We start from the raw sequence: 14397 nt of genomic DNA on the forward strand, positions 1-14397 counted from the left end.
AGATAATGTTTTAGACATATATGAGAATCGTACTGAGTTCGAGTCTGGCCAAGCAAAAGTATTGTAAAGTTAAATTAAAAATATAGTAAGACATAGTCAACAAAGAGAATTAATCTCTCTAAGGCAAAATGAAGGGGATTCCTGAATAGGAAACCCCCACTAGATTGCTTAGAATTAGTTGGGTAACCTGATTATTTATAGGGTTAAGGAATGAGTATCATTTTCGATGAGATTAGCTAAGTCTTGTAAGAAAGCTGCGGCATCAGCACCATAAATAATCCTATGGTCACAGGTAATATTAACATTCATTTGACTACGTACAGCCATCATTCCTTCTTTGGTAGCTGTAACTTGAGGGCGGGAGGCACCAATGGCTAAAATTGAACCTTGTCCAGGTGGTAAGATAGCATCGAAGCGTTCTACACCAAACATACCTAAATTAGATAGAGTAAAGGTCCCACTATTATACTCTTCAGGCTGTAATTGTTTAGCGCGGGCTTTGTCTACTAACATTTTCCAAGTACGAGAGAGAGAGTAAATATCAGTATCAGCGGCTTTGGTTAATACGGGGGTAATTAAGCCACCATCAGGCATGGCTACGGCGATCGCAATATTAGAGTCAGAATGATATTGAATACCGGAATTTGTATAACTAGCGTTGAGAATGGGATATTTTTGGAGAGTAATAGCTACTGCCTTAGCTAATAAAGCCGTCATTGTTACTCCTTTGCTTTTGATTTTACGATAGAGAGTATCTAAAGCATCCGTAGTAATTGTATAGCTAACATGAAAGATAGGAACTTCTAAACTAGCTACCATGTTTCTAACAACGGCCTGTTGTAATGTATTCAAGGATACTAGTTCGCCTTGACTGGAGGTGGAAACTGGAGAAACAGGTTTAGCCACTTGGGTTTGGGGAGTAGGTTGTGGTGGGGTCGGTTGGGTTTTAGGTGTAGTTTTACCGGCCGCTTGTTCTACATCTGAAACAACTACTCGACCGTGAGGACCACTTCCTTGTAAACTTTTCCAGTCAACGCCTAATTCTTTGGCTAATTTGCGAGCTTTAGGAGAAGCATTTTGACGACCGTTACCGTTATTGCTGGGAATAGCTACTGGTTTTGGTGTAACTATGGGTGAGTTAGCTTCAGGGGAAGGAGTGGGAATTTCTGCTGGTGCTGTTTTAGTTTTTGAAGTAGAGGGGGTTTGTGAACGAGCAGTTTCTATTTCTGCTTCTGTTTCAGCTATTAAAGCGATTGTAGAACCAACGGGAGCTGATTCTCCTGCTTCTACTGTAATAGTAGCTAAATATCCTTCGTAAAAAGATTCCACATCCATATCAGCTTTATCAGATTCAACTACTAGAATAGTTTCCCCTTTTGCTACTTTTTCACCGGGGGATTTGTTCCAGGAAACTATTTTTCCTTCTGTCATTGTAGAGCTCAAAGCGGGCATAAAAACTTCTTGGATCATGTGGCGATATTAACACTCCATAGATTAATAAATAATAATCATTGTAAAGCTTTAAGGCCCTATTTAGCTGCTAACTTGCACATTATTTAGTGAGAGTGTGGGAAGAAAAGAAAACTTTTTAGGTAAAAGCATTTCTGTCTAAGATAAGATGACGATCGCTATCAAAACTAATCCAACCTTGGCGTTGAAATTCTCCAAGTAGGCGTGTAATAGTTACTCTAGTTGTGCCGATAGTATTAGCGAGGTTTTGATGAGTGAAACGCACAATCAGGCGATGCCCTTGAGAGATTGGTTCACTAACTTCTTCTTTTAGTAATTCTAGCAATTTTTGTAGTCTTTCTTCTACTCTTTTTATCCCGGCGATCGCTAATAATGCTTCTGTTTGTTTATTTTTGTTGATCAGTTGTTTGATAATTGTTTGACTAAGTATTTGATTTTTTTCTATTTCATCGAGTAGATACCATTTCAAATACACATCCGAAAGAGCTTTCCCTTGATAGGGAGATACTTTTGTGAAATACTCTCCAAAAAAGTTATTTGGTAGTACCCAGCCTAGCAATATTTCTTCGCCGCTTGATTGTAACTGACTTACTTGCACTACTCCTTTATATACTTGCCAAATACCGGAAGGTTCTAAGTATATTTCTTCGCCTTTTTCGTAGAAATATAACCTCCGTTCTTTATGTTCTTGTTCTGGAGAAAATTCTGAAATTGTTTGATAAGTTGAGAGCATGAAACCAACCCAAAATTTGAGTAATTTACTACCTAGCTCAACTTTACACAATTTGAGATTAAATTAGGTTAACACCAGGTTAAGGTATTAAGTAATTAACATTCCCTCGCTTCAGCACATTAGTAGCATCATTGCTCATCAAAGGTTCACTAAACAGATAACCTTGCATTTCTTGACATTCTAGACGACGCAAAAGTTTTAGTTGTTGAATTTTTTCTACTCCTTTAGCAACAACTCTCATATTAAAACTCTCGCCTAGACCAATCATGGCGGAGATTACCGCTGTACCTCTAGAGTTATCTTGTAGGTCGCTAATAAAAGACTGGTCTAGTTTTAAAGTATGAAAGGGAAATTTTTGCAAATAGTTCAGAGAACAATAATGGCTACCGAAGCCGTCGATGGCTATTTGCACTCCCATTTGTAATAAATTTCGCAACACTTTAAAAACCGCATCGGAATTTTCCATAATTGTTTGTTCTGTGATTTCCAATTCTAGCCAATGGGGTTCAAGTTTAGTGGTTTGCAATATTCTGGCTACAGTAGTAGCTAAGTTAGGGTTGTGAAATTGCAAGGAGGACAAATTAACGCTAATAGGAATAGTAGAAACATTATCTTGTTGCCAGATATAATTTTGAGTACAAGCGGCTTTTAGTACCCATTCTCCGATGGGAACAATTAGGCCCATTTCTTCAGCAATACCAATCAAGGTAGAGGGAGGAATTCTTTGTAATTCTAGGTTATGCCAACGCAGGAGTGCTTCCATGCCAGTAATCATTCCCGAGCGAAGATTTACTATAGGTTGATAGGCTAAAAACAAGCCTTGATTGTATAAAGCTTTTTTTAGTAATTCTTCTATTCTTAGTTTCCGATGAGCCCTAGAGGTCATAGTAGCACTATAGAATTGATAGTTATTGCCTCTATTTTCTAAGCTTCTAGATAAAGCGGTTTCTGCATTGCGCCAGAGGGTGTCAAAATCTTGGCCGTCACCGGGATAAATAACTATGCCTATACCTAGTTGTATTTTAATTTCATATTGTTGTTCTACAGTCCCTAAATCTTCCTCATTTTGTAAATGAACTGTAATTGGTTGTTGTAAATTTTCTAAGAGTATTTGGGACAATTGAGCTGTATCTTTAAAGCTATCAATAATTGGTAAGAGTATGGAAAACTTACTATTGCCGCTATGTATGGCAATAGCACCATATTTTTGACATATTTTTAATCGATTGCCAATTTCTTTGAGACAACAATTTGTTACTTCTTCTCCATATTGGTTATTAACTTCTTGAAAGGAGACTATATCTAGAACAATCAGACCAATTTTATGTTTATAATTTTGTGCATTAGATATAGTTATAGATAAATGTTCTTTGAGAAAGTTTTGATTATATAAATCTGTTAAAGGTTCTCCATGTGATTGTGGTGGTGATAGATTTTCTTTAACAGGATTTACTGATAAGCAAAATATTTCTTTCTTTCTTGCTGTGAGCATCGTTACATTTAGTTGTAATTTAAGCTTATTTTTATTTTTATCTAAATGTTCTGATTCTATCACTACCTCTTGTTCTTCTTGTAATATTTGATAAATATTTTCTGGGGATGTTTCTTCCTTAAAAATTATCAAGTCATCGAGTGTCATCCCTAAAATTTCTTCTAAGGAGTAGCCTAGCAAATTACAATAATTTTGATTAGCTTCTAATATTTTATGGGTTTTTACATCTACTAAAATAGTTCCTGCAAAACTTTGTCGCAGCAGAGTCCTATAGAGTCTTTCGCTTTCTCGTAATACTGCTTCTACTTGCTTGCGTTTAGTAAAGTCAAAAATGTAGCTTCTAATCAGTTTATTTTCTGATAAATAATGAACATATTGTTCAAAAACCTCGTTACCGATTTTAACTTCGCGAACAAATAAGCTACCGTGTTTGCTTTGACAGTTATCAGTCAACCCGGCTAATATGGGATGTTTTGTTTGTTTTTGGTAAATTTCTTTAAATTTTAAGCTTGCCGCCGGATTAATATAGGTTATTTCTCCTGACCAGTTAATTTCTATAATTGGATTAGGACTTAACTCAGGAAAAGAAGCCAACCTAATCAGTTCTTTTTGGCTCATATCTTCGAGCTCTTGATTAGAAGTTACGGTAGTTCTAAAATTTTCTTGATTTATATCTGATTTTGATTCTACTCTCGTAACTTTTTGACTAAAACTGCTAACTTGGTCGGTTATCTCACTATCTTCTCTAAAGAGATTAATTACTGAAGGATCTGAAAGAATATAGTATAAAGCTTTAGACTTTTCTCCAAAACGTAGTACATCACCGTGTTTTAATACATGAGACGAGCAAGGTTTTCCATTCACTACAACTCCGTTAGTGCTAATGTTCCCTCTTAAATCGCCATCGATAACTTTGTACATGCTTTGACCATTGCCCGTGTCTTCTTCTTGTAGTAAAGTCGCATGGACTCTAGAGACTTGGCGGTCATAAATCACTATAGCGTTACTAGAATCACGCCCTAAAGAATAAACGGTTTCTTCTAAAGAGACAATACGCCTAGATTTTTCATCTTCTACTACTAAAATATGGCGAAAAGGTAAGTTGTTGCTCATATTACTGATTAAATTCCCTTCAGGATCTATACTTCCTTAATTATTCTCACTCTGAATATGATTTTTGGCTTTTTTGGCCTATTAGTTTTTATTCCACTTACATAACTATATTTTAATCTAAAAACTAATAAATGAATTAAATTAGCATCTTTAAAATATTTTTATATAGTTAGACTGATGCAAAGTTATTAAGTAAAATTACTGTCAGTCAAGGCCATGATGCAATAGTTCCGTTACTTGTTGACTATTTAAAAAAGCTCCCCAAAGATTACCTTGAATTACTTCACACTCTAATGTCCTAAGTAGATTTACCTGAGTTGGATCTTCTATGCCCATTGCTACTATTTTGATGTTGAGAGCCTTAGCCTCGGGGAAAACTCAGATTTTTTGTTTTTCAAAGCAAAAAATTCCTGAAGGTAGTCAGGAAATTTACTTACTTAAGAGAAATATTCTGAATTAATTTGAACTATCTCCTCTGGATTCAAGGGTGGATAAATGAAATTTCCTTGGATTTCGTGACAACGGAGTTCTCGTAATTTATCAACTTGTTCTGCTGTTTCTACACCTTTAGCAATAACTTTAACGTCAGAAACTTTACTGAGAGCGATCGCTGCGTTAATAATCGCATTGTTGGAGTCTGGGTTTAAAATTGATTTGGTTAGAGATTGATGTAATTTCAAGTGACTAAAGGTAAACTGTTGTAAATATTCAAGATAAGATACCCCGGTGCCAAAATCATCTAAACTTACACTTATACCTACTTTATTTAATTCTTGAATTTTCTTAGTTGCTAACTCTTGATTTTCACTAATACATTCAGAGTCAATAGCTATTTCTAAAAAATGATGTTCTAATCCATATTTATCTAAAACATCTACTAGTTTTTCTATCAAGTTGCTTTCTTGAAACTGTTTAGCTGAACAGCTAATACTAATAGGAACTATAGGTATACCATAGGCTCGCCAAGCTTGGTTTTGTTCACAAATAGTATTAACTAACCAGTCGCCAATTTTATTAATCATGTTAGTTTTTTTTGCTACAGGCATGAACTTTTCGGGAGTAAGTATACCAACTTCTTCATGTTGCCAATGTATAATTGCTTCTAAACATATAATTTCTTTGCCATCAAGTGCTACTACAGGTTGATAATATATTTTTAATTCTTCTTTTTCCATAGCAGTTTCTAAAAGCTTTTCTGCTTTGAGGAGTTTCACTGTTTTTTTGTCAACTTGAGCATTATAAAAATTATTGCCTGGTTTTTCTTTGATTTTTTCTAAAGCATATTCTGCCTTATCAATTAATACAGAAGCCTCTTCTCCTTCTGTAGGATATACACTTCCACCGATATTGAAGTTGCAGTTAATAGAAAATTCTTTAGCTAAAACTTGTAAGTGTTTTAATAGTCTTTGGGCAATTTTACCAATATCTTTAATTTCAAATAGACGTGAAAGTAAGATAATAAATTGATAACTATCCCAACGAGAGACTGTATCTCCTGCCCTCAAACTATTTTTAATTACTTGACTGATTGTTTTGATAATCTTTTCTTGTTCTTGTCTTGCCATTGTAGTTGTAATTTTTTCGCGATGATTGATTTCTATCAATAATATACCCGCTAAATTTTGATGTCTTTTGGCGTTAGCAATTGCCTTAGTCAAGTGTTCTAAAAATAGAGTTTTATTTGGTAATCCTGTCAGAGGATCATACAGTAAAATATTTTGATTAAAATCTTGAGAAATAGTATCGGCTTCTTTTTTCTCCGTCACAATTAAACATATAGTTTGTTGATCTTCATAATTTACGGTATGGACTTTCACATTAACATCAATTGGATAACCATTTTTATGGCGATGTACTGATGTTCCTACTAACTGATTATTTACTCTAATATTGGTAGTTATTTGATTTTCTATTACATCTTTTTCTAACTCTACTATATCTGATAATGATAAATTAAGCAGTGATCGAATACTGTAGCCAGTTAAATTGCTATAAGCATAATTTGCTTGAATAATTTTTTTAGAAACTGCATTTACCAGTAGTATTCCTTCATCGAGTTTGTTTAAAATTGAGTGATAAATAGCTTCACTGGCCTTGATCGCAATATTATTGTGCTTGCGTTTAGTGTAATCGAATATATAGCTTCTAACTACTTGGATATCAGCCAAGTAGTGAACATATTGTTCAAATATTTCTGAACCTATTTTTACTTCTCTTACCAACAAGCCTTGGGGTTTATTTTCTATATTATTTTTTTCTATTAAACCAGCAATTATTGGGTGTTTTTTTTTGCTATTTTCTATATCTTTAAATCTTAAAATTGCCGCACTATTAGCATAAGTTACTTCTCCTTTGTTATTGATCTCAATAATTGGATTTGGGCTTAACTCTGGAAAAGATGCTAATCTAACCAAATCTTTTGGGCTATATTCTTCTAATTCTGATTCTTCTGGAAATGCCAATGTTTCTTTGGATATATCTTCATTTTTAGCTTGATTTTTTTTCTGCTCAATCGAAGTTTTTTCTTCTGATTCTACGTCTTCATCATTTTCAATCAAGTTAAAATCAGGACTGCTGTCAAATATAATTTTATAAATTGCTTTAGCTTTTCCTCCAAACCCGATAATATCACCATGTTGAAGCTCATGAGATAAACTTTTTTTGCTATTAATCGTTAAGCCATTGGTGCTTTTTTTTCCTTGCAAATCGCCGTCAATAATCCGATAAAAAAATTGATCCGTCTTATAGTCAACTATCCTTAACAAAGTAGCATGATGACGGGAGACTTGGTGCTCATAAAGTACTATATTATTTTTTGTCTCGCGACCAATAGAATAAGTGCTATTTTCTAGAGTGACAAGACGACGGGCCTTACGATCTTCTATTACTAGAATATGGCGTGTTTGCTCAGAGTTATTACCCATGGAGTTGACCTATTAATGTTAAGTAAGAGTCTAAAGAATTATTAAGAAAGAGAAGATGAAAACATCAGAATTTATGTGAATTTTATTGAGTGAAGTTTCCTTCTGTTTAGATAAACAGAAGGGAAAGAGAGACACAAACAATAGTAATTGACTATTTACTATTTTAACAGATCTAAATCAGTGACCGCGCCTAAAGAACTTGAAGAAACCAACTTAGCATACTTAGCAAGTACTCCCCGAGTGTAACGAGGTTGAAGAGGTTGCCAATGTTCCAGCCTTGCTCGCAATTCTACTTCTGACACCTGAATTTCTAGTAAATTTCTATCAGCATCGATGGTGATGAGATCTCCTTCTTCTACAAGAGCGAGAGGACCTCCGACAGCCGCTTCTGGAGCCACGTGACCCACAACTAAGCCATAAGTTCCCCCAGAGAAACGGCCATCAGTAATTAAACCCACAGAATCTCCTAATCCTGCCCCAATTAAAGCAGAGGTAGGTGCCAGCATTTCGCGCATTCCTGGGCCGCCTTTGGGACCTTCATAACGAATAATCACTACATCTCCTGGCTTAATCTCTCCGGCTAAAATTGCCTTTAAGCAGGTTTCTTCTGATTCAAAAACACGAGCAGGTCCAGTAATTTGACGTTTTTTGATGCCAGTAATTTTAGCGACAGCTCCTTCTGGTGCTAGGTTACCAGTGAGAATAGCTAGATGTCCTTTGGTGTAGATAGGATTATCAAAAGAGTGAATAACATCTTGTTGAGGAGATGGTTTTTCGGGTATATCAGCCAGAATTTCCGCGATAGTTTGACCAGTGATGGTTATGGCATCTCCATGAATTAAGTCATTGACTAAAAGCATTTTCATCACTTGGGGGATTCCTCCTGCCTGGTGTAAATCAGTAGTCAGGTATTTACCCGAGGGTTTGAGGTCACAAAGTACAGGAACTCTTTGACGAATAACTTCAAAATCATTAAGTTTGAGGTCTACTCCCATGGTGTTGGCGATCGCCAATAAATGTAGGACTGAGTTAGTAGAACCTCCTACTGCCATTATTACAGAAATAGCATTTTCAAAAGCTTTGCGAGTGAGAATTTGACTAGGTAAAATTTGCTTACGAATTGCTTCTACTAAGACAAAAGCTGATTTAGCCGCACTATCGGCTTTTTCTGCGTCTTCAGCTGCCATAGTCGAGGAATAGGGTAAACTCATCCCCATAGCTTCAAATGCTGAGGACATGGTATTAGCCGTATACATACCTCCACAAGAACCAGCACCCGGGCAAGCATGACGTTCAATTTCTAGTAATTCCCCTTCTGTAATCTTGCCTGCGCTATACTGTCCTACGGCTTCAAAGGCACTAACTATATTGAGTTTTTGTCCTTGGTAGTAACCTGGTTTAATTGTGCCACCATAGACAAAAATACTAGGAATATTCAAACGAGCCATAGCAATCATGGCACCGGGCATATTTTTATCACAACCGCCAATAGCTAATACTCCATCGAGGCTTTGACCGTTACAGACTGTTTCAATGGAATCGGCAATTACGTCACGAGAAACGAGAGAGTATTTCATCCCTTCTGTCCCCATAGAAATGCCATCACTGATAGTAATTGTGCCAAAAAGCTGGGGCATTGCTCCCGATTCTTTGACGGCGATTTCAGCTTTTTTTGCTAAATCATTGATTCCCATATTGCAGGGTGTAATAGTACTATAGCCATTGGCTATACCAACAATGGCTTTACTAAAATCTTGATCTTCAAAGCCGACTGCTCGCAACATGGCGCGGTTGGGAGCTCGCTTTTGTCCTTGAGTAACAATTTTACTCCGTAAATTTTCTGTCATTAGCTAATTTTGTTTTGTGGAATTAGTAAAAGTATTTTAGGATAAGCATAGCTTAATCTCAACTTGTAGTAGTTGGAGGCTAATTCACAAAAGTTTCCTAAATTTTCGCAATTCAGTTATGATTATTGCTAAAAACGAAGTTGAATACTTGAGTAAATCTTTGGATATTCTTTATGGCGTGAGGAGCTAAATTAATGAGTTTACGTGAAAATGCTTTAGACATTCTCAAACAGACGAGTCGCACTTTTTATATTCCTATCTCTCGTTTACCAGATGAACTCTTAGAAGCCGTTGCTTCTGCTTATTTATGTATGAGGGCGATTGACGAGATTGAAGATCATCCCTCTCTTGATAATCTCACTAAAACTAAATTATTACGTCAACTGAGTTTTAACTTACAAGCTAGTAGAGAAAACTCTCAAATTAATGATTTTGTTACTGGAATTAAAACTAAAGAAAGTCAACTGGCTGAAGTTACTGTGAGAATTGGTGAATGGTGTTGCTTAGCACCTGTGGCGATCGCTCCTAGAATTTGGGATGCTACTGCTGCTATGGCTGATCGCATGGCTTATTGGTCTGAGAATAATTGGAAAATAGAAACCCGTGCTGACTTAGATAGTTATACTTTTAGTGTAGCTGGTGCTGTTGGCTTATTACTTTCTGATTTATGGTCTTGGTACAATAATACTAAAACTAATCGTATGTATGCTATTGGCTTCGGTCGTGGTTTACAATCTGTGAATATTTTGCGTAACTATAAAGAAGACCGTCTCCGGGGAGTCGATTTTTTTCCCAATGGTTGGAACCACACTATGATGCAAACTTACGCTCGCGATAACTTACATTTAGCTGATCTTTACACTAAATCACTTCCTCCTGGTCCTGCTTTAAATTTCTGTCAAATTCCTCTGGCTTTAGCTTATGGAACTTTGGAGGTTATTGCTCTTGGTAAAGAAAAATTGACTCGCAATGATGTCTTAGCTTTGGTTGAACGAGCAAGTACCTCCAGGTGGGATGGTAATTCCATCTTAGCTAGTGGTAATGCAGAAATATAAAATTTAGTTAGGTCTCAAAACTATCTAACCAACTATTCATTTAAACCAACCGACAGAAATTCCCTTACGCTTTTAAGCTAAGGGACAAAAGTCGGATGAATTAAAAGGTTCGATGCTAGAGAAAACCAACAACTATTACTATTTTTATCTTTGTCTCATACTTCCATTCTGACGTAAACGCCGCAAGGACCTTCCTAAACTACCATCTTCTTCAGTTGTTGCTGAAGGGGGTGCTTGTTGTGCCTCTGATTGCTCTGGTGGCAATTCTTCTGTAGCTTCACTACCCCTTACATAGGGACTATTTCTATTAGATACGCCTGTATTTTCCTCATTTGGGGATGATTGAGTTTGATTTCCCTGATTATTACCTATTGCTGATGGTTGTCCACAAAGGGCAGATAAATCAATGGTATTTCCTGTGTCATTAACCATATAACAGGAACCTTCTGTTTGGGCCTGTGCTATCCCTGATAGACAACAGATTAAATAAATATTGCTGCCAAGAGCGGCGAGTATGTGTCTTTTTGCATTCATAATTTTTTGCCTAAGTTCGGTAAACCGCACTCCTTACCCCGTTGCCATAGTAACCTAAGTTTCGTTACATTAGCACTCGTAAGGTGAGAGTGCTAAATAAATTCTCACAAATTAAAAAACCTAATTCGATTTTACAACAATAAAGAAAGAGGATAACTTATGGCTGCAATTAGTATCAATGTATCTACAGTGAAACCCTTGGGGGACCGCGTATTCGTAAAAGTAAGTCCCTCAGAAGAAAAAACTAGTGGAGGTATTTTACTCCCTGATACAGCTAAAGAAAAACCTCAAGTAGGAGAAGTAGTAGCAGTAGGTGCAGGGAAACTCAATGAAGACGGTTCTCGTGCTCCTGTAGAAGTAAAAGTAGGAGACAAAGTTTTATATTCCAAGTATGCAGGTACTGATATCAAACTAGCTGGTGACGACTACGTACTACTATCAGAAAAAGATATCCTAGCAGCAGTTTCTTAAAATAACCGCAAAAAGCAACTTTATCCACAAACAACTATTGGAGTTAAGGAACAGAGAAATTATGGCTAAATCAATCATTTACAACGAAGATGCACGTCGTGCTTTAGAAAGAGGTATTGACTTACTAGCAGAAGCAGTAGCAGTGACTCTAGGTCCCAAAGGTCGTAACGTAGTTTTAGAGAAAAAATTTGGCGCTCCTCAAATTGTCAACGATGGTGTAACTATCGCTAAAGAAATTGAATTAGAAGATCATATCGAGAATACTGGAGTATCTTTAATTCGCCAAGCTGCCTCTAAAACTAACGATGTAGCAGGAGATGGAACTACAACTGCTACAGTAATCGCTCACGCAATTGTCAAAGAAGGTCTACGTAATGTAGCCGCAGGGGCTAATCCAATCGCCATCAAGCGTGGAATCGATAAAGCTACAGAATTTTTAGTAGAAAAAATTAAAGAACACGCTAAACCCATCGAAGATTCTAAGGCGATCGCACAAGTAGGGTCAATTTCAGCCGGTAACGACCAAGAAGTGGGTGAAATGATCTCTAAAGCGATGGACAAAGTGGGTAAAGACGGAGTAATTTCTCTAGAAGAAGGTAAGTCTATGACTACTGAACTAGAAGTTACTGAAGGTATGCGCTTCGATAAGGGATATATTTCTCCTTACTTCGTCACTGATACCGAACGTATGGAAGGGGTGTTTGAAGATCCCTTGATTTTAATCACTGACAAAAAAATTACCCTAATTCAAGACTTAGTTCCTATCCTAGAACAAGCGGCACGCCAAGGTAAGCCTTTAGTAATTATTGCTGAAGATATTGAGAAAGAAGCTTTAGCTACTTTAGTAGTTAACCGTTTACGTGGTGTACTAACAGTAGCCGCAATTAAAGCTCCTGGTTTTGGCGATCGCCGTAAGCAAATGCTCGAAGATATTGCCGTTTTAACTGGTGGCGAATTAATTAGTGAAGACGCAGGCTTAAAACTAGAAAGCGCTAAAGTAGAAATGCTTGGTTCAGCTCGTCGTGTTACCATTACTAAGGACAACACTACTATTGTGGCTGAAGGTAACGAAGACAAGGTTAAAGCTCGTTGCGAGCAAATTCGTCGTCAAATAGAAGAATCCGATTCTACTTACGACGTAGAAAAATTACAAGAGCGTTTAGCTAAACTTTCTGGTGGTGTAGCTTTAATCAAAGTAGGTGCTGCTACTGAAACCGAAATGAAAGACCGTAAGCTTCGTTTAGAAGATGCCATTAACGCCACTAAAGCTGCTGTAGAAGAAGGAATAGTACCTGGTGGTGGAACTACCCTCGCTCACCTCGCTCCTCAGCTTTCCGAATGGGCTAACAGCAACCTTGCTAACGAAGAATTAACAGGTGCCATGATTGTAGTCCGTGCTCTTCCTGCTCCTTTAAAACGGATTGCGGAAAACGCTGGCCAAAATGGTGCAGTTATTGCTGAAAAAGTTAAAGAAACAGAATTTAACGTTGGTTACAATGCTGCTAACAATGAGTTCTGCGACTTATTTGCCGCAGGTATTGTTGACCCTGCTAAAGTTACTCGCTCAGCTTTACAAAATGCTGCTTCTATCGCTGGTATGGTTCTTACTACAGAATGTATTGTAGCGGATAAACCAGAGAAAGAAAAAGCTCCCGCAGCTCCCGGCGGCGACTTTGACTACTAATTTTTAATTAGTCTCCACACAACTCACACTGATTAATCGTTTCAGTGTGGGTTTTTTTATTTTGTAGCCCTAAGCATCTGGGCAGAATTAATACCAAATCCTAGTTATAAAACCCAGTTATTATGTAAAGATGAGTTTGTAGTAGGGCTTTAGCCCATCAGTTTTGATACAAGATATGAGTATTCCCTGCGGGTAGCGCTATATTTTTTGGACCTTTAGTCCAACTACGAACCTCATTTTTAAACTGCGAGTATATAAACTGGATGCGTGTATAATTTCATTTGTTTGTACTGCTATATACCCTCTTTTATGGCGATCGCGTTGTTGATAATGCTCTATGTCTTGAGAAATAGATATTACTCAAACATTAAAACTATAGAAAGATTTCAAGCTTCGATTATTTCCCTAGGATAGTTATTAATACCGAGTAATTGGAGAAACACAATATTTATGAATAAATATATTTGTCAAAAATGTGACTATATCTATGATCCTGCTAAAGGAGACCCTGATTCTGGAATTGAGCCTGGTACTCCCTTCGAGGCGATACCAGATGATTGGCAATGTCCTGTATGCGGTGCTCAAAAAAGCGATTTTAAAGTTTATGATGCTCCACAACCTAGCTTGACCTAATCTTGTTTAAAGACAATCTCAATAACACTACCAACGCGGAAATTAGTTTTTCTGTGTTGGGTTTTTTAGTTTAAACTGGCTATGATTATTATACTTTTAGCTAATTATTGCTACTTTTTTTGTTAGAGTAGATGCTATGGCAATTTTCTCTAACCGAAGTAAAAGGTCAACATCCCACCACTATAATCGGAGTACCGATGATAGTGGGGGCTTGCAAAAGCCTATAGTTGACCAGTCTTAGTTCTAATCAAACTATGCCCAATTAATAGTATTGTTCAAGAATTAGTGAGGTTTGATTTCCAAAAAATAGACAATTCTGAAATCTCAGGAGTCGAATATCAACAAGGAACATTATTTAATTACGAAGTCAGAGAATATTTATTAGAACAAAGCGGATGGATATAACTATGCAACATAAATTATGTCCCTCATTTCCTCTCA

11 protein-coding genes and 1 pseudogene are annotated in these 14397 nt (G+C 36.7%); 5 read left to right on the top strand and 7 right to left on the bottom strand.

The window, feature by feature from the left end:
• Window positions 1-195: 195 nt before the first annotated feature.
• The 6 genes and pseudogenes from MW688_RS19425 to ilvD all read right to left on the bottom strand — a co-directional run bounded on the left by MW688_RS19425 (window position 196) and on the right by ilvD (window position 9579).
• Window positions 196-1470 carry a dihydrolipoamide acetyltransferase family protein gene (locus tag MW688_RS19425; protein WP_486737668.1) on the bottom strand — a complete coding sequence of 425 codons (1275 nt, stop codon included), beginning with the start codon at window positions 1468-1470 and terminating at the stop codon, window positions 196-198.
• A gap of 118 nt (window positions 1471-1588) precedes the next feature.
• Window positions 1589-2203, bottom strand: a complete 615-nt coding sequence (locus MW688_RS19430; protein ID WP_486737669.1) for a Crp/Fnr family transcriptional regulator — start codon at window positions 2201-2203, stop codon at window positions 1589-1591.
• Between the two features lie 79 nt (window positions 2204-2282).
• The gene (locus MW688_RS19435) at window positions 2283-4808 is read right to left on the bottom strand and encodes an EAL domain-containing protein (protein ID WP_486737670.1); all 2526 of its coding nucleotides are present in this window, start codon (window positions 4806-4808) and stop codon (window positions 2283-2285) included.
• A 204-nt stretch (window positions 4809-5012) separates the two neighbouring features.
• Window positions 5013-5162, bottom strand: a pseudogene (locus MW688_RS19440) (hypothetical protein); the annotation flags it as partial.
• Window positions 5163-5245: 83 nt separating this feature from the next.
• A complete protein-coding gene (locus tag MW688_RS19445; RefSeq protein ID WP_486737671.1) occupies window positions 5246-7732 on the bottom strand; it encodes an EAL domain-containing protein in 2487 nt (828 codons plus the stop codon).
• 158 nt (window positions 7733-7890) lie between these two features.
• Window positions 7891-9579 carry a dihydroxy-acid dehydratase gene (ilvD, locus tag MW688_RS19450; protein WP_486737672.1) on the bottom strand — a complete coding sequence of 563 codons (1689 nt, stop codon included), beginning with the start codon at window positions 9577-9579 and terminating at the stop codon, window positions 7891-7893.
• A 194-nt stretch (window positions 9580-9773) separates the two neighbouring features.
• On the opposite strand from ilvD, the gene MW688_RS19455 reads away from it, so the two are divergent.
• Window positions 9774-10634: a squalene/phytoene synthase family protein gene (locus MW688_RS19455; protein WP_486737673.1), complete on the top strand. Its 861-nt coding sequence runs from the start codon at window positions 9774-9776 to the stop codon at window positions 10632-10634.
• 144 nt (window positions 10635-10778) lie between these two features.
• On the opposite strand, the gene MW688_RS19460 is transcribed toward MW688_RS19455, so the two are convergent.
• Window positions 10779-11168, bottom strand: coding sequence for a hypothetical protein (locus MW688_RS19460; protein ID WP_486737674.1), 390 nt, complete (start codon window positions 11166-11168; stop codon window positions 10779-10781).
• Between the two features lie 159 nt (window positions 11169-11327).
• Between MW688_RS19460 and groES the strand changes: the two genes are divergently transcribed.
• The 4 genes from groES (at window position 11328) to MW688_RS19480 (ending at window position 14361) form a co-directional block, all read left to right on the top strand.
• On the top strand, window positions 11328-11639 hold the full coding sequence (groES, locus tag MW688_RS19465; protein WP_486737675.1) for a co-chaperone GroES: 312 nt from the start codon (window positions 11328-11330) through the stop codon (window positions 11637-11639).
• 61 nt (window positions 11640-11700) lie between these two features.
• Window positions 11701-13323, top strand: a complete 1623-nt coding sequence (groL, locus tag MW688_RS19470) for a chaperonin GroEL (protein ID WP_486737676.1) — start codon at window positions 11701-11703, stop codon at window positions 13321-13323.
• 450 nt (window positions 13324-13773) lie between these two features.
• Complete coding sequence (rd, locus tag MW688_RS19475; RefSeq protein ID WP_486737677.1) at window positions 13774-13956, top strand: rubredoxin; 183 nt, start codon at window positions 13774-13776, stop codon at window positions 13954-13956.
• 246 nt (window positions 13957-14202) lie between these two features.
• Window positions 14203-14361: an RRXRR domain-containing protein gene (locus MW688_RS19480; protein ID WP_486737678.1), complete on the top strand. Its 159-nt coding sequence runs from the start codon at window positions 14203-14205 to the stop codon at window positions 14359-14361.
• Window positions 14362-14397 lie beyond the last annotated feature (36 nt).

The sequence above is a fragment of the Johannesbaptistia floridana genome (genome assembly GCF_057440575.1).

Coding starts and splice junctions, on each gene's coding strand:
- MW688_RS19425 (WP_486737668.1), bottom strand. CDS start 1,470: ATGATCCAAGAAGTTTTTATGCCCGCTTTGAGCTCTACAATGACAGAA.
- MW688_RS19445 (WP_486737671.1), bottom strand. CDS start 7,732: ATGGGTAATAACTCTGAGCAAACACGCCATATTCTAGTAATAGAAGAT.
- ilvD (WP_486737672.1), bottom strand. CDS start 9,579: ATGACAGAAAATTTACGGAGTAAAATTGTTACTCAAGGACAAAAGCGA.
- groES (WP_486737675.1), top strand. CDS start 11,328: ATGGCTGCAATTAGTATCAATGTATCTACAGTGAAACCCTTGGGGGAC.
- MW688_RS19455 (WP_486737673.1), top strand. CDS start 9,774: ATGAGTTTACGTGAAAATGCTTTAGACATTCTCAAACAGACGAGTCGC.
- rd (WP_486737677.1), top strand. CDS start 13,774: ATGAATAAATATATTTGTCAAAAATGTGACTATATCTATGATCCTGCT.
- MW688_RS19460 (WP_486737674.1), bottom strand. CDS start 11,168: ATGAATGCAAAAAGACACATACTCGCCGCTCTTGGCAGCAATATTTAT.
- groL (WP_486737676.1), top strand. CDS start 11,701: ATGGCTAAATCAATCATTTACAACGAAGATGCACGTCGTGCTTTAGAA.
- MW688_RS19435 (WP_486737670.1), bottom strand. CDS start 4,808: ATGAGCAACAACTTACCTTTTCGCCATATTTTAGTAGTAGAAGATGAA.
- MW688_RS19430 (WP_486737669.1), bottom strand. CDS start 2,203: ATGCTCTCAACTTATCAAACAATTTCAGAATTTTCTCCAGAACAAGAA.